Annotated in this window: 15 protein-coding genes; 1 reads left to right on the top strand and 14 read right to left on the bottom strand. The window is 68.0% G+C overall.

What is annotated here, in order from left to right:
* Nucleotides 1-2: 2 nt before the first annotated feature.
* Genes N177_RS17340 through aspS form a run of 3 tightly spaced genes read right to left on the bottom strand, consistent with a single transcriptional unit; the run spans nucleotide 3 to nucleotide 4,951 of the window.
* Entirely contained in the window at nucleotides 3-797 is a 795-nt protein-coding gene (locus N177_RS17340) for a glycosyltransferase family 2 protein (RefSeq protein ID WP_023433705.1), read from the bottom strand.
* Nucleotides 798-828: 31 nt separating this feature from the next.
* Nucleotides 829-3,114: an NADP-dependent malic enzyme gene (locus tag N177_RS17335; protein ID WP_023433704.1), complete on the bottom strand. Its 2,286-nt coding sequence runs from the start codon at nucleotides 3,112-3,114 to the stop codon at nucleotides 829-831.
* Between the two features lie 49 nt (nucleotides 3,115-3,163).
* Entirely contained in the window at nucleotides 3,164-4,951 is a 1,788-nt protein-coding gene (aspS, locus tag N177_RS17330) for an aspartate--tRNA ligase (RefSeq protein WP_040485979.1), read from the bottom strand.
* A 295-nt stretch (nucleotides 4,952-5,246) separates the two neighbouring features.
* On the opposite strand from aspS, the gene rnd reads away from it, so the two are divergent.
* Nucleotides 5,247-6,443, top strand: a complete 1,197-nt coding sequence (gene rnd / locus N177_RS17325) for a ribonuclease D (protein ID WP_023433701.1) — start codon at nucleotides 5,247-5,249, stop codon at nucleotides 6,441-6,443.
* 23 nt (nucleotides 6,444-6,466) lie between these two features.
* Here the strand turns inward: rnd and N177_RS17320 are convergent, their stop codons facing one another.
* The 11 genes from N177_RS17320 to pdhA form a co-directional block, all read right to left on the bottom strand.
* Complete coding sequence (locus tag N177_RS17320) at nucleotides 6,467-8,008, bottom strand: Ppx/GppA phosphatase family protein (protein WP_051402437.1); 1,542 nt, start codon at nucleotides 8,006-8,008, stop codon at nucleotides 6,467-6,469.
* Nucleotides 7,995-10,226 carry an RNA degradosome polyphosphate kinase gene (locus N177_RS17315; RefSeq protein ID WP_023433699.1) on the bottom strand — a complete coding sequence of 744 codons (2,232 nt, stop codon included), beginning with the start codon at nucleotides 10,224-10,226 and terminating at the stop codon, nucleotides 7,995-7,997. The genes N177_RS17320 and N177_RS17315 overlap by 14 nt, the downstream gene beginning before the upstream one ends.
* Before the next feature lie 113 nt (nucleotides 10,227-10,339).
* A complete protein-coding gene (locus N177_RS17310) occupies nucleotides 10,340-11,014 on the bottom strand; it encodes a P-loop NTPase family protein (RefSeq protein WP_023433698.1) in 675 nt (224 codons plus the stop codon).
* Nucleotides 11,011-12,132: an AI-2E family transporter gene (locus N177_RS17305; protein ID WP_023433697.1), complete on the bottom strand. Its 1,122-nt coding sequence runs from the start codon at nucleotides 12,130-12,132 to the stop codon at nucleotides 11,011-11,013. The genes N177_RS17310 and N177_RS17305 overlap by 4 nt, the downstream gene beginning before the upstream one ends.
* The gene (locus N177_RS17300) at nucleotides 12,122-12,694 is read right to left on the bottom strand and encodes a CDP-alcohol phosphatidyltransferase family protein (RefSeq protein WP_023433696.1); all 573 of its coding nucleotides are present in this window, start codon (nucleotides 12,692-12,694) and stop codon (nucleotides 12,122-12,124) included. Before N177_RS17300 ends, N177_RS17305 begins: the two co-directional genes overlap by 11 nt.
* A gap of 68 nt (nucleotides 12,695-12,762) precedes the next feature.
* Nucleotides 12,763-13,863, bottom strand: coding sequence for a DUF2066 domain-containing protein (locus tag N177_RS17295; RefSeq protein ID WP_023433695.1), 1,101 nt, complete (start codon nucleotides 13,861-13,863; stop codon nucleotides 12,763-12,765).
* 5 nt (nucleotides 13,864-13,868) lie between these two features.
* Complete coding sequence (locus tag N177_RS17290) at nucleotides 13,869-14,126, bottom strand: GlsB/YeaQ/YmgE family stress response membrane protein (RefSeq protein ID WP_023433694.1); 258 nt, start codon at nucleotides 14,124-14,126, stop codon at nucleotides 13,869-13,871.
* Between the two features lie 30 nt (nucleotides 14,127-14,156).
* Nucleotides 14,157-15,575, bottom strand: a complete 1,419-nt coding sequence (gene lpdA, locus N177_RS17285) for a dihydrolipoyl dehydrogenase (protein WP_023433693.1) — start codon at nucleotides 15,573-15,575, stop codon at nucleotides 14,157-14,159.
* A gap of 48 nt (nucleotides 15,576-15,623) precedes the next feature.
* Entirely contained in the window at nucleotides 15,624-17,087 is a 1,464-nt protein-coding gene (locus tag N177_RS17280; protein WP_023433692.1) for a pyruvate dehydrogenase complex dihydrolipoamide acetyltransferase, read from the bottom strand.
* Between the two features lie 91 nt (nucleotides 17,088-17,178).
* Nucleotides 17,179-18,621 carry a pyruvate dehydrogenase complex E1 component subunit beta gene (locus N177_RS17275; protein WP_023433691.1) on the bottom strand — a complete coding sequence of 481 codons (1,443 nt, stop codon included), beginning with the start codon at nucleotides 18,619-18,621 and terminating at the stop codon, nucleotides 17,179-17,181.
* Between the two features lie 7 nt (nucleotides 18,622-18,628).
* Entirely contained in the window at nucleotides 18,629-19,672 is a 1,044-nt protein-coding gene (gene pdhA / locus N177_RS17270; protein ID WP_040485978.1) for a pyruvate dehydrogenase (acetyl-transferring) E1 component subunit alpha, read from the bottom strand.
* Nucleotides 19,673-19,760 lie beyond the last annotated feature (88 nt).

The raw sequence follows: 19,760 nt of genomic DNA, 5'->3' as shown, positions 1-19,760 counted from the left end.
GCTCAGTCTCCAACCTCTCGCCCTCCCGAACCGCGATCACTCGTCTCCAGCATCTTCGCCAGTCGGAGGAAACGGTAGAACGCGTTGATGCTCGCGAAGACGAAGCCACGCCAACCGCCGAGTATGTGCCGCCTGGCGAGGTAGTATTTCACGAAGGCCAGCGGCATCTCGAAGGGAAGTCGCACCAGCAGACGCGTCCGCCCCCCGCGCTTCAGCGTCCTCGCCTGGAGGTCGCTGTAGCCGTTCAGCTTCTCCACGAGCGCCCCGAAGGAGCGGTAGGAGAAGTGGGCCGCCTCGCCGTGGAGGCGCCCGACACGCGCGCCCTTCGGCAGCACGACGCGGTCGTGCACGGGGCTGTCGGAGTAGCGTCCCGCCCGCCGGTCATAGAGCCTTACAGGGCTCGGCCCGTCCGCGAACCGCCGGGGCCGGTCTTCGCCGGGATAGACGAGCGCTATCTTGAACGCATGGAACTTCGCGTCGGGCCCTCCGGCCGCGAAGAGAGCGGCGATCGAGCGTAGCAGCGTCTCGTCCGGCACCTCGTCGGCGTCGAGGTTCAGGAGCCAGTCGTTGCGGCACGCCTCCTCGGCGAAGCGCTTCTGGGGGCCGTAGCCGTGCCAGTCGTTGTGCACGACACGGGCGCCGAGAGAGGAAGCGAGATCCTGCGTCCCGTCCGTCGAGCCCGAATCCACGACGAGCACCTCGTCGACGAGATCACGGACCGCCGCGATCACCGCGCCGATGCGGTCGCGCTCGTTCTTCGCGATGATGAAACAGGAAACCGGCAGACGCGGGCCCATCGGTCCCGCGTCCAAGGCGCCAGCCTCGCTCTCAGGAGACATGCCCCTGCGCTTCCGCCACGGCGACGGCCGTCATGTTGACGATGCCGCGGGCCGTCACGGACGGGGTGAGGATGTGAGCGGGCTTGTTCGCCCCGATGAGGATCGGCCCGACCGGCAGGGCGTCGGCGAGCGACTTCAGGAGCTCGTAGGCGATGTTGGCGGCATCGAGATTCGGCAGGATCAGGACGTTCGCCTCCCCCGTCAGGCGCGAGCGCGGGAAGATGCGGTTTCGCAGAACCTCGTCGAGCGCGGCATCGCCGTGCATCTCGCCCTCGACCTCGAGCTCGGGCGCCATGCGGCGGAGGATCTGGACGGCCGAGCGCATCTTCTGCGCGCTCTCGCTGTCGGAGCTCCCGAAGCTCGAATGCGAGAGGAGCGCGATCTTCGGCGTCAGGCCGAACCGCCGCACATGCTCGGCTGCCGACCGCGCCATGTCCGCGAGATCCGCCGAGCCCGGGTCGTGCGTCACGAAGGTGTCGGCGAGGAAATAGGCCCCGCGCGGCAGGATCAGCAGGCTCAGGGCCGAGAAATCCCTGATGCCCTCGCGCAGGCCGATGATGTTGCGGACCCAGCGCAGGTGGCTGTCGAAACGACCCTCGACGCCGCAGATCATCGCGTCCGCCTCGCCGCGATAGACGGAGATCGCCGCGATCACCGTGGTGCTCGTCCGGACGAGAGTCCGCGCGAGGTCCGGCGTCACGCCCTTCCGGCAGGTGCGGTCGAGGAACGTCTCGACGTAGTCCCGGTAGCGCGGATCGTCCTCGGGATTGACGATTTCGAAGTCGATCCCGGGACGTATGGTCAGGCCGTAGCGCTTCAGCCGCGTCTCGATCACGCTGGGGCGGCCGACCAGGATCGGCTGGGCGAGCTTCTCCTCGGACACCACCTGCACGGCGCGGAGGATCCGCTCGTCCTCGCCCTCCGCGAAGATGATGCGCTTCGGCGCGGCCTTCGCGGTCGAGAAGATCTCCTTCATGACGAAGCCGGAGCGGAACACGAAGCGGTTCAGCCGGTCCTCGTAGGCCTGGAAGTCGTCGATCGGCCGCGACGCGACGCCGCTCTCGATGGCCGCGCGCGCGACGGCCGGCGCGATGCGCAGGATGAGGCGCGGGTCGAACGGCGCGGGGATGAGGTAGTCGCGCCCGAACATCCGGCTCTCGCCGCCATAGGCCTTCGCGACGACGTCCGACGGCGCCTCCTGGGCGAGGTCGGCGATCGCGCGCACCGCCGCGGCCTTCATCGGCTCGTTGATCGCGGTGGCGCCCACGTCCAGCGCGCCGCGGAAGAGATACGGGAAGCACAGGACGTTGTTGACCTGGTTCGGCATGTCCGAGCGGCCCGTGCACATCATGGCGTCGGGCCTCACCGCCAGCGCGACTTCCGGCATGATTTCCGGCGTCGGATTGGCGAGCGCCATGATCAGCGGGTTCGGCGCCATCATCTCGACCATCTCGGGCTTCAGGATCCCGCCGACCGAGAGGCCGAGGAAGATGTCGGCGCCGGGAATGACCTCCGCGAGCGTCCGCAACTCCGTGTCCTGCGCGTAGACCGACTTCCAGCGGTCCATGTCCGCCTCGCGGCCGGCATAGGCGACGCCGTGTATGTCGGTGACCCAGATGTTCTCGCGCTTCGCCCCGAGCGTCACCAGGAGGTTGAGGCAGGCGATGGCGGCGGCGCCCGCGCCGGAGGTGACGATCTTCACGTCCTCGAAACGCTTGCCGGCGAGGCGCAGCGCGTTGACCACGGCCGCCGCGACGATGATCGCCGTGCCGTGCTGGTCGTCGTGGAAGACGGGGATGTTCAGGCGCTCGGCCAGCGCCGCCTCGATCTCGAAGCACTCCGGCGACTTGATGTCCTCGAGGTTGATGCCCCCGAAGGTCGGCTCGAGCGCCGCCACGACATCGATGATGCGCCCGGGCTCGGTCGCGTCGATCTCGATGTCGAACACGTCGATGCCGGCGAACTTCTTGAAGAGGACGGCCTTGCCTTCCATCACCGGCTTCGAGGCGAGCGGCCCGATCGCGCCGAGGCCGAGCACCGCGGTGCCGTTCGAGATCACGCCGACGAGGTTCGAGCGCGCCGTGAGATTGGCCGCCTCGAGGGGATCCTCGGCGATCGCCTCGCAGGCCGCCGCCACGCCCGGCGAGTAGGCGAGCGCGAGGTCGCGCTGATTGCCGAGCGGCTTCGTGGCGCGGATCTCGAGCTTACCGGGCTTGGGATAGCGATGATAGAAGAGCGCGCCCGACTTCAGATCGTCCGAGAAATTCGTCGCCATCCCCTGCACTTCTCCGCCGTCAAAACCTAATCCGAACGATGACCGGCCGTCAGCTCGCCTGCTGCCGGGTCTGGGGTAACGCGAGGCGAATGTGAAGCTCGCGAAGCTGCTTCGCCGAGACCTCGGAGGGCGCGCCCATCATGAGGTCCTGCGCCTGCTGGTTCATCGGATACATCACGACCTCGCGGAGGTTCTCTTCGCCGCAGAGCAGCATCACGATCCGGTCGACGCCCGGGGCGATGCCGCCATGCGGCGGGGCGCCGTATTGCAGGGCCCGCAGCATGCCCCCGAACTTCTCCTCGAGCACGCTCTGGTCGTAGCCCGCGATCTCGAAGGCCTTGCGCATGATCTCCGGCAGGTGGTTCCGGATCGCGCCCGACGACAGCTCGATGCCGTTGCAGACGATGTCGTACTGGAAGGCCTTGATCTCGAGCGGGTCCATCGTCTGGAGCGCCTCGAGGCCGCCCTGCGGCATCGAGAAGGGGTTGTGCGAGAAGTCGACCTTCTTCTCGTCCTCGTTCCACTCGAACATCGGGAAGTCCACGATCCAGCAGAACTCGAAGAGGTCCTTCGCGATCAGGCCGAGCTCCTCGCCGACCCTGCGGCGCGCGGCGCCGGCGAAGTTGACGAAGCTCTTCGGCTTGCCCGCCACGAAGAACACCGCGTCGCCGTCGGCGAGGCCGAGCTGCGTCCGCACCTGCTCGGTGCGCTCCGGCCCGATGTTCTTCGCCACCGGGCCCGCGCCCTCGCCGTCGCGGAAGAAGATATAGCCGAGCCCCGGCTGCCCCTCGCCCTGCGCCCAGGAGTTCATCCGGTCGCAGAAGGCACGGCTGCCGCCGCCCTTGGCCGGGATCGCCCAGACCTCGGCGTCGGCGTCCTTCTCCAGGATGTTCGCGAAGACCTTGAAACCGGAGCCGCGGAAGGCCTCGCTCACCTCCTCCATCTCGATCGGGTTACGGAGGTCCGGCTTGTCGGTGCCGTACTTCCGCATGGCCGTCGCGTAGGGGATGCGCGGGAACTCGGGCGTCACGTGCTTGCCCTCGCCGAACTCCTCGAAGAGGCCCCGCAGCACCGGCTCGACAACCGAGAACACGTCGTCCTGGGTGACGAAGCTCATCTCGATGTCGAGCTGGTAAAATTCGCCCGGCGAGCGGTCGGCGCGGGCATCCTCATCGCGGAAGCAGGGGGCGATCTGGAAGTAGCGGTCGAAGCCCGCCACCATCGTCAGCTGCTTGAACTGCTGCGGCGCCTGCGGCAGCGCATAGAACTGGCCGGGGTGCAGCCGGCTCGGCACGAGGAAGTCGCGCGCGCCTTCCGGGCTCGACGCCGTGAGGATCGGTGTCTGGAACTCGAGGAAGCCCTGATCCACCATCCGCTGGCGGATCGAGGCGATGATCTTCGATCGCTTGACGATGTTCTGGTGCAGCTTCTCGCGGCGCAAGTCGAGGAAGCGGTAGCGCAGCCGTGTCTCCTCCGGATACTGCGCGTCGCCGAACACCGGCATCGGCAGCTCGGCCGCCGCGCTCAGCACCTCGAGCCCGTCGATGAACACCTCGATCGCGCCGGTGGAGAGGTTCTCGTTGTACGTCTCGGCCGGGCGGCTGCGGACGCGGCCGTCGATCCGCACGACCCACTCCGCGCGCACCTTCTCGACATCCGCGAAGGCGGGCGAATCGGGGTCCGCCACGCACTGCGTGATGCCGTAGTGGTCCCTGAGGTCGATAAAGAGCAGGCCGCCGTGGTCGCGCACGCGATGCACCCACCCCGAGAGCCGCACGGTCTCCCCGACCCGGGCCTCGCGGAGCTCGCCGCAGGTGTGCGTCCGATACGGATGCATCGTCAGTCCCTAACTGTTGGATTCACCACGAAAACGGGGGCGAAAGGCGCATAGGCTCCCGGGGATGTCAATAGCGCGGCGGGCGGCGACACGGTATGTCGGCCATGCCGAAGCGTCTGCTATAGTAGGCGCGAACGTGACGGTTCTCCGACACGCCCGCCCTTCCCGGCCAGCCGGCCTCCCGATGACGCGTCTCCGACGTTCCGGGCCCCTTCGGAAGCGGGTTTGCGCGGGTGCGTCGCCGCCTTGGCGGCGCCTCGTGAGAATCGTCCTGCCCCGGGATATACGAAGGCCCATGCACACGATCACGACGACCGACGACCTGAAGAACGCCTGCGCCGGCCTGAAAGGGCAGCCCTACATAACCGTCGACACCGAGTTCATGCGCGAGTCGACCTACTGGCCGAAGCTCTGCCTCGTCCAGATGGCGGGCCCCGAGGGCGACGCCATCCTCGTCGACGCGATGGCCGACATCGATCTTCAGCCCTTCTTCGACCTGATGGCCGACGAGACGATCGTGAAGGTCTTCCACGCCGCGCGCCAGGACGTCGAGATCGTCCACCACATGGCGGGCCTCATCCCTCATCCGCTCTTCGACACCCAGGTGGCGGCCTCCGTGTGCGGATACGGCGAGTCGATCGGATACGAGGCGCTGGTGCGGCAGATCGCCGACGGCGCGATCGACAAGTCACACCGCTTCACCGACTGGAGCCGCCGGCCGCTGAGCGAGGCGCAGCTCGCCTACGCGGCCGCCGACGTGACGTTCCTGAGGCCCGTCTACGAAGCGCTGGCGGAGAAGGTCGAGAAGCTGGGGCGCAGCGAGTGGATCGCGGAGGAGATGGCGATCCTCACCTCCCCCGCGACCTACCGCACCGAGCCGGAAGACGCGTGGAAGCGTCTGAAGATGAAGGTGAAGAAGCCGCGGGATCTCGCCATTCTCATGGAGCTTGCGGAGTGGCGCGAGCGCGAGGCGCAGACGCGCGACGTGCCGCGGTCGCGAGTCCTGAAGGACGACGCGCTCTACGAGGTTGCCGCCCACGCACCCGACAGCGAGCAGGCGCTCGGCCGTCTGCGCGGCGTGCCGAACGGATACGAGCGCTCGGCGAGCGGCCGGGAGATCGTGGCGATCGTCAAGCGCGTGAAAGCGCGGCCCGCCGAGGAGCTGCCGCGGGTGCCCCGCAGCGACGGCGCGCGCCGCGCGGCGGGGCCCGTGGCGGATCTCCTGAAGGTTCTCCTGAAGCACGTGGCCGACCGCAACCGCGTCGCATCGCGGCTCATCGCCAACTCCGAAGAGGTCGAGGCGCTGGCCGCCGACGACGAGGCCGACGTGCCGGCCCTCTCCGGCTGGCGGCGCGAGCTGTTCGGCGAGAAGGCGCTGGCGCTGAAGCACGGGCGCCTCGCGCTAGCCGTGCAGGGCGAGTCGCTGCGCGTGGAGGATCGCGAGCCTCCCGCCCGCAACGAGAAGCGGCGCTCCCGAAGCCGCTCGGGCTGAGGAAGTCCGACACCCCGCCCCCCCTATTCCGGCGGCGCCTCGATCGCCCACCGGCAGGACAGGAGCTTGGCGAGGTTCTTGAGCCGCGTCTCGACGCGGCTGCCGGCCAGCGCCGCTGCCTCCCCGTCGAGGGAGAGCGTCAGGACCTCGTTCTCGAGGCGGATCGGCGTGTGGGAGAGGATCCCTGACATGCCACCACACAGAAGCAGTGCCACGCGCATGGCCCCGCCGAGCACGCGCGCCCGGTGGAGGAGGCGTGGGCTCGCGAGCTCGCGGATCTGGGGGCTCATCTCGTCTGAGACCAGCCCCGCGTAGCGGTAGTAGATGGCCAGCGAGAGGAACGCCCGCCCCGGGTGGTCTATGCCGCTCAGCGAGGCGTTCGCGAGGATGTTCAGCGACTGCTCGCCACGGTAGTCGGGATGGGCGCGCCAGCCGATATCGACGACGAGGCAGGCCGCGTGGCGCAGCCTGCGCTCCTCGGGCGTCTCGTCGAGACCCGCCTGTTCGAACAGCATCGACGTCCACTCGAAGAGCTCCTCGCCGGCGTCCGGCGACCGCGAGCGCAGGTAGCCGAGCTGGGCGCAGGCCACGAGAAGCGGATCCTGCTGCCGCTCGAACTCCGGCAGCAGCGTGTAGAGCAGCCCCTCGCGCACGCCGTAGGCCGAGATGACCACACGGTTCGGCTCCGCCCGGCGCAGGAGCTGCTCGAGCACGATCGCCCCGTATGGCAGGAGGCCCTGCCTGGCTTCGCTCACCGCGCTGATGCCGCCGAGCGTTCCCGGCTTCTCCGACTTCACGAGGCCGCAGAACTCGATCGCCGCCTGGGCGGGGATCGTGTAGCCGTGCATGACGTGCAGCGTGTAGCCGCTCTGCGCCATGTGGAGACGCGCAAGGGCCCGGAACGTGCCCCCGATCGCGTAGAAGTCCCGGTCACGGCCCGCCGCGAGATCCGGCATCGCATCGAACGTGTCGCTGACGAACTTCTCAGCCTTCTTCAGCGAGCGACCGGCGACGTCCATGAGGCGCAGGCCACCAAGCGGCATCGTGGCGCCTTCGCCGATGTGCTGGGCGTCGATGTCGACGATCTCGAGGCTGCCGCCGCCCATGTCCCCGACCAGCCCCGCGGGGCGATGCATCCCGGCGAGGACGCCGAAGGCGGAGAGCTCCGCCTCTTCCGGTCCCGTGAGAACGCGGACTTCGGTGCCGCAGATCCTCTCGCAGGCTTCGACGAAGGCCGGCCCGTTCGACGCCTCCCGCGCCGCGGCCGTGGCGATCACGTGCAGCGACTGGACCTCGAGGCAGTTCGCGAGAGCCTTGAACCGGCGGAGCGCCGTGAGCGCCTTGTCGATCGCGTCCTCGTCGAGAATGCCTTTCGAGGCGACGTGCCGGCCGAGGCCGCAGAGCACCTTTTCGTTGAAGAGCGGCGTGGGCGACCGCGAGAGCCCCTCGTACACGACGAGGCGGACGGAGTTCGAGCCGATGTCCACCACGCCGACCGGCCTCAGGCCCGGCAGGCGCCCCGGAGCGGCCTGCTCGGCCGCCCTCACATGCTCAAGTGGCGTCATCGTTCAGTGTGTCCGGCTGGTGCTGGTCGAGGGACTTGCCGCGTCCGGACAGGCTGGGATTGGTCATGAAGTAGCGGTGGGCGTTAAAGGGGCTGTCGCGTTCATCCCGGACGATACGCTTCGATCCGCCGTCCGGAAGCAGCTGCCAGCTCTGCTCGTTGTCCTTCAGATTCGCAACCATGATCTGGTCGAGGATCTGGGCGTGCACCGTCGGATGCGTGATCAGCACGGCGGCCTCGACGCGACGGTTGAGGTTGCGCGGCATCCAGTCGGCGCTCGATATGTAGACGGCCGCCTCGGGAGAGGGAAGCCCGTGCCCGCAGCCGAAGCAGGCGATGCGGGAGTGCTCGAGGAAGCGCCCGACGATGCTCTTCACCTCGATGTTCTCGGATATGCCGGGGATGCCCGGCCGCAGGCAGCAGATGCCGCGGATGATGAGCTTCACCTCGACGCCGGCCCGGCTTGCGCGGTAGAGGCCGTCGATCACGTCGGGATCGACGATCGAGTTCATCTTCGCCCAGATTGCGGCCGGCCGCCCGGCCTCGGCGTGCGCGATCTCGTCGGCGATGTTCTGAAGGATCGTCTTCTTGATCGTGTATGGCGACAGCGCCATCACCTCGAGCCCGCCCGGCTCGGCGTATCCCGTGATGAAGTTGAAGATGCGCGCCACGTCGCGCGTGATGACGGGATCGTCCGTGAAGTACGAGAGGTCGGTGTAGATCCGCGCCGTGATCGGGTGGTAGTTGCCCGTGCCGATATGCACGTAGGACCTGAGCTCTCCGCCCTCCCGGCGGACGACCAGCGACAGCTTCGCGTGCGTCTTGAGCTCGACGAACCCGAACACCACCTGCACGCCGGCACGCTCGAGGTCCCGCGCCCACTTGATGTTCGCCTCCTCGTCGAAGCGCGCCTTGAGCTCGACGACCGCCGTCACCGACTTGCCGCTCTCGGCGGCGTCCATCAGGGCGCGCACGATCGGCGAGTTGTTGCTCGTGCGGTAGAGCGTCTGCTTGATCGCCACCACCTCCGGGTCGGCCGCCGCCTGCCTGAGGAACTGCAGCACGACGTCGAACGACTCGTAGGGGTGATGGACGATCAGGTCCTTCTGCTGGATGGCGGCGAAGCAGTCGCCCCCATGGTCGCGGATGCGCTCGGGAAAACGGGGCGTGTAGGGCGGGAACTTCAGCTCCGGACGCTCGATCGACACGATCTGGGAGAGGTCCGGCAGCGCGAGAACGCCGTCGACGATGAAGATCTCGTCGTTCGTGACGTCGAGCTCGGAGGCCACGAAGTGCTGCAACGTCGCCGGCATCGACTTCTCGACCTCGAGCCGGATCACCGACCCGCGCCGCCGGCGCTTGAGCGCCGATTCGAAGAAGCGGACGAGATCCTCCGCCTCTTCCTCGAGCTCGATGTCGCTGTCGCGGATCACGCGGAAGGCGCCGCCCCCGCGGATCTGGTAGCCGGGGAACAGCTTCGAGATGAACAGCTCGACGACCGTCTCGAGCCGGATGAAGCGGACGACCGGCTGGCCGCCGTCGCTCTGCCGCCCCGGCAGGGAGACGAAGCGGTCGATCTTGAGCGGCATGCGCACGAGCGCGCGCATCACGCGCCCGTCGTCGGGCCTGAGAAGCTCGAGTGCCAGCGAGAGGCCGAGATTCGGGATGAACGGGAAGGGATGGGCCGGATCGATCGCCAGCGGCGTCAGCACCGGAAACACACGGTCGAGAAAGAACTGCTCCAGATCGTCGAGATCGGCGTCCGTCAGTTCGTCGGCCTCGGCGATCACGATGCCGACCTCGGCCATTTCGTTGCGCAGCTCCCGCCACCGCGCCTGCTGATCGAACGAAAGGGAGCCGACGGCCTCCTCGATGCGCGAGAGTTGCTGACGCGGCGTCAAACCGTCCTGGCTGATCGTGTCGACCCCCTCGCGCTCCTGTCCCTTCAGCCCCGCGACGCGCACCATGAAGAACTCGTCGAGATTGTTGGCCGAGATCGACAGGAAGCGCAGGCGCTCGAGGAGCGGGTGGTTCGGGTTCTCCGCTTCTTCGAGGACGCGCCGGTTGAAGCCGAGCCAGGAGAGCTCCCGGTTGATGAAACGCTCCGGGCTCGACATGAACGTGTCGAAGGCGTCGTCACGCTGGCCCTGCGGCGCCGCACTCGCCGTCTCGACGGGCTCGCTCGCCACCTCGGCCATCTGTTGCGTCGACTCGTTCATCTCGCTCGCTCCTGTGGCAACGGTTCCTGCAGCATGCCGCAGACCTGCCCCTATACGTGCGTGTTGTGACCATTCCTTTGCAGGCGTCCGCCGCCCACGGCGGGTCCGGCGCCTCAAGGGGCCTGCTCCTCGCGCAGGATCCGCGAGGCGAGCGCCCGTGTCACGGGCTTCTTCTCCTCGATCGCCAGCTCGTCGAGCCTCGCCACGAGCCGGCTCGCTCCCGCGAAGCTCCGTTCGACACGGGGGATTAGGTAGCGCACGAGACCCGGCTCGACAGTGATCTGCCGGTCGGCGAAGAGCTTGACCATGAGCGCGGCCAGAAGCTCGTCGTCCACCGGCCCCAAGGCCACCGTGGGGATGCGCGCGAGGCGGGACCGCAGGTCCGGCAGGACAAGCCGCCAAGTCGCCGGCTCCGATCGCGCCGTCAGCAGCAGGGTCGAGCCTCTCTGATCGCTTTCGTTGACGAGGTGGAAGAGCGCCCGCTCGTCGACGCCCCTGTCGCAATCCTCGACCGCGATCGGCCCCGCTTCCGCGAGTGCGGGCACATCCTCGGGGCGCAGCACACCGGCCGCGATCCTCGATGCCCCCGAGCGCGCCCGCCAGACCTCGGCGAGGTGGGTCTTGCCGCTCCCCTCCGGTCCGAGCAGGAGCAGCGCACCGTAAGCCCAGTCCGGCCACGCCTCGACGGCCTGCAGGGCCGCGCGGTTCGCCGCGCCGACGAGGAAGTCGTCGCGGCTGAGCGCGGGCCGGTGGGGCAGCGAGAGTGCGAGCTGCCGCGGCCTCGTCATGGCTCGCGGTCCGCTGCACCTCCGGCTCCACCCCTGTAGAGGCTGCTGTCGAGATACCTCGAAAGGGCGAAGCGGGTGAGGACGCCGAGTGCGGCAGACAGCGGCACCGCGAGCAGCATGCCGACGAAGCCGAAGAGATATGCGAAGGCGAACAGCGCGAACATCAGCCAGACCGGGTGAACGCCGACGCTGCCGCCGACGAGCTTCGGCTGCAGGAAGTTCCCCTCGATGAACTGCCCGATCACGAACACGCCGATCACCGCGATGATCGGCCCCCATGACGGCCAGAACTGCACGAGCGCGACGGCCACACCCACCACGAATCCGGTGATCGTGCCGACATAGGGCACGAAGCTGATCAGCCCGGCGCCGACGCCGATCAGCAGGGCGAAGTTCAGCCCGATGATGCTGAGACCCGTCGCGTATATCGCGCCGAGGATCAGGCAGACGAGGCCCTGCCCGCGCACGAACCCGGCGAGCGCGGCGTCGATCTCCCGGGCGAGCCGCCGCACCGTCCCGACATGGTCGCGCGGCACCCAGTTGTCGATGCTCGCCACCATGCGGTCCCAGTCGTAGAGGAGGTAGAAGGCGACGACGGGCGTGACGACGAGAAGCGCGATCGCGTTGACGAGCGCGAAGCCGCCCGTGACGACGGTGCCGACGAGGCTGCCGGCCCACGACGCTGCCTGGCCGGCGAAATTGCTGATCGTGTCGCTGAAGGTCGCCGTCTCCGCCTCGGGCGGCAGCAGTTCCCCGAGCCATTCGCGGCCGATCCAGTCGACTTCGAGCCAGTGCGTGACGAACTCGTCCCACAGCGCCTCGAGGCGCTCGAGCAGGCTCGGCAGGCGCTCGATGAACACGGCCACCTGGTGCGCGAGCGTCGGCACCAGGGCCACCAGGACGAGCGCCACGATGAGGGTGAACAGCAAGAGTATCGTCAGCGTTGCGACGAGCCGGTTCGCGCCGAGGCGCTCGATCCTGTCGGCGATCGGGTCGAGCACGTAGGCGAGCGCCATGCCCGCGATGAACGGCAGCAGGATCGGCTTCAAGATGTAGAGGAGAAGGACGAACACGGCGAGCGCGCCGAGCCAGAACGCCACCTTCCGCTCAAGCCTCATCCTGCCCTCCCCGGTCGCCCGGTTCCGCCGGCTCCGTTGCCATGTGCTGGATCCATACCAGAAAATAGGCCAGTCCCGAGAGCCCCGTCAGGGCCGCGACGAGGAAGACGAGCAGGTCGCGCAGCTGGCCGACGTCCAGCGTGAAGGCGAGATCCCCGAGGGCGACGGCGGCGAAGACGATCTGCGCCGTCGTGTTCGCCTTGCTGACCATCAACGGCCTGATATGCACGGGATGGGAGAGCATGTAGGACAGCGTCACGGCCGAGACGATGAAGGCGTCGCGGCTGACGACGGCGATGACGAGCCAGAGCGGGATCTCCTCCTGCACGCCGAGGCCGACATAGATGGCCACGAGCAGCGCCTTGTCGGCCAGCGGATCGAGGTAGCGCCCGAGCTCCGTCTCCTGGTGGTAGTGCTTGGCGATGAAGCCGTCGAGCCCGTCCGACACGCCGGCGGCCACGAACACCCAGAACGCGAACCAGTACTCGTGCAGCGCGATGAGGTAGACGACGAGCGGCACCGCCAGGAGTCGCGCCACTGTGATGAGATTGGGCAGGTTCACGGCGACGGGGGCCTCACGCAACGGGCCGGTGGCGATGCACCGGGTGGGAAATGTCGAATGCCGGGTGGTCAGTAGGATTGAAGCACCCACCCGCCCCCGGCCGGGAACAGGTCGAGCCCCACCTGAGACAGGCGCCTCACGAGATCCATCGGATCTCCGCGGGGCCAGAGCCGGATCTCTGCCAGCCCCGGCTCGAGATAGTCGAGCGCGATGCCGTCGCTGCCGCCGCTGATCTCGATGCGCCGGCGGATGTCGCGCCAGTCGTCACCGTAGCGCAGCAGGACCCGCACCCACAGGGGATCCGGAGACAGCGGCGCCACGCGCGAGCTCGACGCCGTGATCGGTCCCCTGAGTTCCCGGCCCGTCTCCTTCGGCTGCGCCACGGCGATGCCCGACATGACGCGCTTCCATCTCTCTTCCAGTGCGGAGACCACCGCCGCGGCGGCCGCGTCGAGCCCTCCCTCGACCGTGTTCGCACTGTCGATCGGGCCGGCGGCGTCCTCGCCCCTCAGCGTCAGCCGCACCTCGCCCTGTCGCGGCTCGGCGATGGCCAGCACGACGGAGTGGGCATCATAGCGCATGCGCAGCTTCGTCGCCTCGATCGGGGCGAGGCTCAGGAGATAGTCGCGGTCGAGCTCCGCATCCTGGCGGCTGCTGCTCGGCAGGATCACCGGCGCGAGGCCGTCGGCCCCCTTCTGCGCCTCCAGCGCGGCCGCGAACTGGCGGGCTCCCTCCCACAGCCTCGCCTCCCCACCGAGGACGAGCACCGGCACGACGAGCACCGGGGGCGCACGCTCGTCGACCACGCGGACGCCGCTCGCCGAAAGGTGACGCCGCATCCCCTCGGGCGAGAAGCTCACGGTGAACGTCGCCCGGTAGCCGTTCGCGCCGATGACCTCGCGGTCGATCGAGAAGCTCGACGCCAGCCCCTCTGCCCGCCCGGCGCTGATCTCCGGTACCCGGCCGCCGACGGCGATGCGGGCCGCGACGCGGCGATAGGCCGTCAGCATCGCCTCGGCGATCGCCGCGTCCTTCGCCTTCACGGCGTCCTCCGCCTCTGCCGCCACCTCGATGCCGCCCGCCACATAGGCCGAGGAATCCGCATGGCCGGGCTGTGTGGCGATCAGTGCGGCGAGAAGCACGAGCGCCCGGATCGCGAGGCGCCGCATGGCGGCTAGCCCCGTCGCCCGTAGCGTTCGACGAGCCACAGGAAAAGGATCGCCCCGGCCGTGGAGATCACGAGGGCGCCGAGGAAGCCGATCGCCCGGATGCCGACGATCCAGCCGAGGAAACCGCCGAGCAGGGCGCCGACGACCCCGACCATGAGGTTTCGCAGGAGCGAGCCTTCCCGGCCCATCACCCTGTTGGAGATGAAGCCGGCGATCAGGCCGACGATCAGGAATCCGATGAAGCCGACCCCGCCCGGACCCATTTAAGCCTCCGCCGCTCTTCTTGGGACGCCTCAGATGTGGATCGCGCGCCCATAGGCGTTGAGCACGCTCTCGTGCATCATCTCCGACAGCGTCGGATGCGGGAAGACGGCGTGCATCAATTCCTCCTCCGTCGTCTCGCAGTTCATCGCGACGACGAATCCCTGGATCAGTTCCGTCACCTCCGCGCCGACCATGTGCGCGCCCAGAAGCTCGCCCGTCTTCGCGTCGAAGATCGTCTTCACGAGCCCGTCCGGCTCGCCGAGCGCGATCGCCTTGCCGTTGCCGATGAAGGGGAAGCGGCCGACCTTGATCTCGCGGCCGGCCTCCTTCGCCTTCTTCTCCGTCAGGCCGACCGAGGCGACCTGCGGGTGGCAGTAGGTGCAGCCCGGGATCTTTAGCTTGTCGAGCGGGTGCGTATGCTGGCCCGCGATCGTCTCGACGCAGACGACGCCTTCGTGCTCGGCCTTGTGGGCGAGCATCGGTGGCCCCGCAACGTCGCCGATCGCGTAGACGCCCTCGACATTCGTGCGGCCGTAGCCGTCGACGGAGATGATGCCGCGCTCCGTCTTCACGCCGAGATCCTCGAGGCCGAGACCCTCGATGTTGCCGACGACGCCGACGGCCGAGATCACCTTCTCGACCTCGAGCGTCTGGGCCTTCCCCTCATCGTCCTCGATTGTCGCGGTCACCGAGCCGCCCTTCCGGTCGAGCTTCGCGACCTTCGCGCCGGTCATGATCTTGAGGCCCTGTTTCTCGAGCTGCTTCCTCGCGACGCTCGCGATCTCCTCGTCCTCCACGGGAAGGATCTGCGGCAGGATCTCGACAACCGTGACGTCGACACCCATCGTCTGGTAGAAGCTCGCGAACTCGATGCCGATCGCGCCGGAGCCCATGACTAGCATGGACTTCGGCATTTTCTCCGGCACCATCGCTTCGAAATAGGTCCAGATGTCCTTGCCGTCGGGTTCGAGCCCCGGCAACGCGCGCGGGCGGGCGCCGGTCGCGACGATCGTGTGCTTCGCCTGGTACTCGCCGCCGCCGAGCGCCCCCTTCGGCGCGTTCTCGGCCGCCTCGACCGACACCTTGCCGCCCTTCTTCAGCGTCGCCTTGCCCCAGATGACGTCGACCTTGTTCTTCTTCAGAAGAAACCCGACGCCCTGGCTCAGCTGCCCCGAGACCCCGCGCGAGCGCTTCACGATGGCCGAGGTGTCGAAGCTCACGTTGTCGGCCTTCAGGCCGTACTTCTCGGCGTGCTTGAAGTAGTGGTAGACCTCCGACGAGCGCAGCAGCGCCTTCGTCGGAATGCAGCCCCAGTTCAGGCAGATGCCGCCCAGGTGCTTGTTTTCGACGACGGCCGTCTTCAGGCCGAGCTGCGCTGCGCGGATCGCTGTCACGTAGCCGCCGGGCCCGGCGCCGATGACGATCACGTCGTAGGAAGTGTCGGCCATTCTTCGGGCCCTTTCAGTGTCTTGGATGAAGCTTTTGATGTGGCGTGCTCAGACGAGCATCGACATCGGCTTCTCGACATAATCCTTGAACGCGCCCAGGAGCTCTGCACCGAGCGCGCCGTCCATCACGCGGTGGTCGCAGGCGAGCGTCGCCGTCATGGTCGTCTCGACCGCCACGGCGCCGTCCTTCACCACGGGTCGCTGCTCCGACGCGCCGATCGCCAGGATCGAGGCGTGCGGCGGGTTGATGATCGCCGTGAAGTGCTTGATGCCGTACATGCCGAGATTGGAGATCGCGGTCACGCCGCCCTGATACTCCTCGGGCTTCAGCTTCTTGTCGCGCGCCCGCTTCGCGAGATCGCGCATCTCGTTGGAGATGACCGACAGCGTCTTCGTCTGAGCGTCGCGGATGATCGGCGTGAAGAGGCCGTCCGGCACGGCGACCGCGACGCCCACGTCGGCGCCCTTGTGCATCAGCCTGGCGCCTCCGGTCCACGAGGCGTTCGCCATCGGCTTCGCCATGAGCGCGAGCGCCATCGCCTTGATCATGAAGTCGTTGACGGAGAGCTTGTAGGCGGGCTTGTCGCCCTCGCCCACGGGAGCGGAATCGTTCAGGTCCTTCCGGAGCTTGAGGAGCGCGTCGAGCCGGCAGTCGACCGTGAGGTAGAAGACCGGCACCTCCTGGGTGACGGCGGTCAGCCGGCGCGCGATCGTCCGGCGCATGCCGTCATGCGGCTTCTCCTCGAAGGAGCCCTTCGGGAACATGGCCTTGATCTGGTCGTCGGACATGGACGGGGCGGCGGGCATGGGTCCTGCGGCCGGCGCTGCCGCGGCCTTTTGGCCGGCAGCGGCCTCGACCGGCTTCGCGGCACCCGGCTTGGCTGCCTCGACGTCGCGCTTCAAGATCCGGCCGTGCGGCCCCGAGCCCTCGACCCCGGAGAGATCGACGCCCTTCTCCTTCGCGATGCGACGGGCGAGCGGAGACGCGAAGACGCGCTGGCCGCTCCCGTCCTTCGCGACCGGGCCGGCTTTGGCGGTCGCCTCCCGCGGCGCACCGCCACCGGCAGACTTGCCATTCCCGGAATGCAGCCCCTCGCGCTGCGGGCTGCCCGCCTTCTCCCCGGCCTTCGCCGTCGACTTGCCTTCTTCGGCGGACGCGGCCTCGGCCTGGGCGGCCTTCTTCGGCTCGGCCTCGGCCTTCGGCGTCTTCACGTCGCCCTCCGCCGGCTTCGAACCGCCACCGTCGCCCTGAAGCGCGCTCTCGTCCTCGCCCTCGGCGAGGAGCTTTGCGATCACCTCGTTGACGGCCACGTCGGCCGTGCCCTCGGGCACGAGGATCTTGCCGAGCGTCCCCTCGTCGACCGCCTCGACCTCCATCGTCGCCTTGTCGGTCTCGATCTCGGCGATCACGTCGCCAGCCGAGATCTGGTCGCCTTCCTTGACGAGCCACTTGGCGAGATTGCCCTTCTCCATCGTCGGCGAGAGGGCGGGCATCAGAATGTCGATCGGCATGGCTATCCTCGCCTCGTCCGGCCGCCATCAGGCGCGGCGCCGGCGCAGCACTTCGGGTCGTTGGCGTTCAGGGGCATGGCGAACGCCCTCTTCAGACGTACGAAACCGCCTTCACGGCCTCGATCACCTCCTTCACGCTGGGCAAAGCGAGCTTCTCGAGATTGGCCGCGTAAGGCATCGGCACGTCCTTGCCGGTCACGCGGGTGACGGGGGCGTCGAGATAATCGAACGCCTTCTCCATCACCTGGTAGGCGATCTCCGACGACACGGAACAGTGTGGCCACGCCTCCTCGACCGTCACGCAGCGGCCGGTCTTCTTCACCGACCTGATCACCGTGTCGATGTCGAGCGGCCGAATCGTCCGGAGGTCGATCACCTCGGCGTCGATTCCCTGCTCCTTCAGCTCCTCGACCGCCTTCAGGGCGTAGGTCATGCCGATGCCCCACGAGACGATCGTCACGTCGGTGCCGGACTTCGCGACCTTCGCCTTGCCGATCGGCACCGTGAAGTCGTCGAGCTTCGGCACCTGGAAGGTGTGGCCGTAGAGGATCTCGTTCTCGAGGATGATCACCGGGTTCGGCGAGCGCACCGCCGACTTCATGAGCCCCTTGAAGTCCGCCGCCGAATAGGGCTGCAACACCGTCAGGCCCGGCACGTGGGCGAACCAGGCGGCGTAGTCCTGGCTGTGCTGGGCGGCGACGCGGGCGGCGGCGCCGTTGGGCCCGCGGAACACGATCGGGCAGCCCATCTGGCCGCCGGACATGTAGAGCGTCTTGCCGGCGGAATTGATGATCTGATCCATCGCCTGCATGGCGAAGTTGAACGTCATGAACTCGACGATCGGGCGAAGGCCCGCCATCGCCGCGCCGACGCCCAGGCCCGCGAAGCCGTGCTCGGTGATCGGCGTGTCGACCACGCGGCGCGCCCCGAACTCCGCGAGAATCCCTTGCGTGATCTTGTAGGCGCCTTCGTACTCGGCGACCTCCTCGCCCATGATGAAGACGTCCTCGTCGCGGCGCATCTCCTCGGCGATGGCGTCGCGAATGGCCTCGCGGACGGTCATCTCGACCATCTCGGTGCCTTCGGGGATCTCCGGTGTCGCCTCGATCTCCGGCGCCTGCGTCATCGTGGACATCGCCGTCGGCTTCGCCGACTTCTCGTCGTCCTGATGCGGCTTGGGGGCCGGCGCCTCGTCGGTGGGGGCCTTGGCGGCCTTGTCTTCCGCCGGCGTCTCGGCCTGGCGCGACGGCGCCTCGCCCTTCTCCGCCTGGTCGATCGCGGAGGCGTCCTCGCCCTCCGCGAGCAGCACGGCGATCGGCGTGTTGACCTTCACGTTCTCGGTGCCCTCGGGCACGAGGATCTTGCCCAGCGTGCCCTCGTCGACCGCCTCGACCTCCATCGTCGCCTTGTCGGTTTCGATCTCGGCGATGACGTCGCCGGCGGCGACCTCGTCGCCTTCCTGCTTCACCCACTTGGCGAGCTTGCCCTCCTCCATGGTGGGGGAAAGCGCCGGCATAAGTACCTCGGTCGGCATGGTCTTCTTATCCTTCGCGTACGATGTCGGTCCACAGCTCGCTCGGGTCCGGTTCCGGATCCGTCTGCGCGAACTCGGCCGATTCGCTCACGACTGCGCGAATGTCCTTGTCGATCTCCTTCAGGTCGTCGTCGCTCATCCCGTGCGTCTCTGAGAGGCGCTTGCGGACCTGCTCGATCGGGTCGCGCTCCTGGCGCATCTTCTGCACCTCGTCGCGCGAGCGGTATTTCGCGGGGTCGGACATCGAATGCCCGCGATAGCGGTAGGTGACCATCTCGAGGATGTAGGGGCCCTCGCCCTTCCGGCAGATCTCGGCGGCGCGCTCGCCGGCGGCCTTCACGGCCCGCACGTCCATGCCGTCGACCTGCTCCCCGGGAATGTCGAAGGAGCGGCCGCGCTGCGACAGGTCCGTCGTCGCCGAGGCGCGAGCCACGCTCGTGCCCATGCCGTACTTGTTGTTCTCGATGACGTAGACGACAGGCAGGTGCCAGAGCCGCGCCATGTTGAAGCTCTCGTACACCTGGCCCTGATTCGCCGCGCCGTCGCCGAAATAGGTGAAGGAGACGTTGTCGTTGCCGCGGTACTTGTTCGCGAAGGCGAGGCCCGTGCCGAGCGAGACCTGGGCGCCGACGATGCCGTGTCCGCCGTAGAAGCCCTTCTCGACGGAGAACATGTGCATCGAGCCGCCCTTGCCCTTGGAGTAGCCTCCGCGGCGGCCCGTCAATTCGGCCATGACGCCCTTCGGGTCCATGCCGGTGGCCAGCATGTGGCCGTGGTCGCGGTAGCCGGTGATCACCTGGTCGCCTTCCTTGGCGACGAGTTGCATGCCGACGACGACCGCCTCCTGCCCGATATAGAGATGGCAGAAACCGCCGATCAGGCCCATTCCGTAGAGCTGGCCCGCCTTCTCCTCGAACCGGCGGATGAGCAGCATCGAGCGATACGCCTCGAGCTCCTCGTCCCTGCCCAGCTCGGCGAGGGCGGGCGTCGTTACGGCGACTTCAGGCGCGTCCGCGTCAGACGGCTTCGTTTTTTTGGCATTGGCCGCCATCGAGAACTCCCTTCCTGCGACTGGCGGAAAGAAGTAGCCGATAGATCGGCGCTTGGCCATACGGGGCAGCCGCCCTAATCGGCGTGCC

It is taken from the genome of Lutibaculum baratangense AMV1 (assembly GCF_000496075.1).
GTDB lineage: Bacteria > Pseudomonadota > Alphaproteobacteria > Rhizobiales > Tepidamorphaceae > Lutibaculum > Lutibaculum baratangense.
The sequence above is the reverse complement of the archived record's forward strand: the minus strand, read 5'-3'. Positions and strand labels throughout refer to the sequence as shown.

Excerpts from the sequence above, each read along its gene's own strand:
- N177_RS17310 (WP_023433698.1), bottom strand. The coding sequence starts at position 11,014 with ATGACGAGGCCGCGGCAGCTCGCACTCTCGCTGCCCCACCGGCCCGCG.
- N177_RS17335 (WP_023433704.1), bottom strand. The coding sequence starts at position 3,114 with ATGGCGACGAATTTCTCGGACGATCTGAAGTCGGGCGCGCTCTTCTAT.
- N177_RS17305 (WP_023433697.1), bottom strand. The coding sequence starts at position 12,132 with ATGAGGCTTGAGCGGAAGGTGGCGTTCTGGCTCGGCGCGCTCGCCGTG.
- N177_RS17295 (WP_023433695.1), bottom strand. The coding sequence starts at position 13,863 with ATGCGGCGCCTCGCGATCCGGGCGCTCGTGCTTCTCGCCGCACTGATC.
- lpdA (WP_023433693.1), bottom strand. The coding sequence starts at position 15,575 with ATGGCCGACACTTCCTACGACGTGATCGTCATCGGCGCCGGGCCCGGC.
- N177_RS17280 (WP_023433692.1), bottom strand. The coding sequence starts at position 17,087 with ATGCCGATCGACATTCTGATGCCCGCCCTCTCGCCGACGATGGAGAAG.
- N177_RS17320 (WP_051402437.1), bottom strand. The coding sequence starts at position 8,008 with ATGACGCCACTTGAGCATGTGAGGGCGGCCGAGCAGGCCGCTCCGGGG.
- rnd (WP_023433701.1), top strand. The coding sequence starts at position 5,247 with ATGCACACGATCACGACGACCGACGACCTGAAGAACGCCTGCGCCGGC.
- N177_RS17340 (WP_023433705.1), bottom strand. The coding sequence starts at position 797 with ATGGGCCCGCGTCTGCCGGTTTCCTGTTTCATCATCGCGAAGAACGAG.
- N177_RS17290 (WP_023433694.1), bottom strand. The coding sequence starts at position 14,126 with ATGGGTCCGGGCGGGGTCGGCTTCATCGGATTCCTGATCGTCGGCCTG.
- pdhA (WP_040485978.1), bottom strand. The coding sequence starts at position 19,672 with ATGGCGGCCAATGCCAAAAAAACGAAGCCGTCTGACGCGGACGCGCCT.
- N177_RS17315 (WP_023433699.1), bottom strand. The coding sequence starts at position 10,226 with ATGAACGAGTCGACGCAACAGATGGCCGAGGTGGCGAGCGAGCCCGTC.
- N177_RS17275 (WP_023433691.1), bottom strand. The coding sequence starts at position 18,621 with ATGCCGACCGAGGTACTTATGCCGGCGCTTTCCCCCACCATGGAGGAG.
- aspS (WP_040485979.1), bottom strand. The coding sequence starts at position 4,951 with ATGCATCCGTATCGGACGCACACCTGCGGCGAGCTCCGCGAGGCCCGG.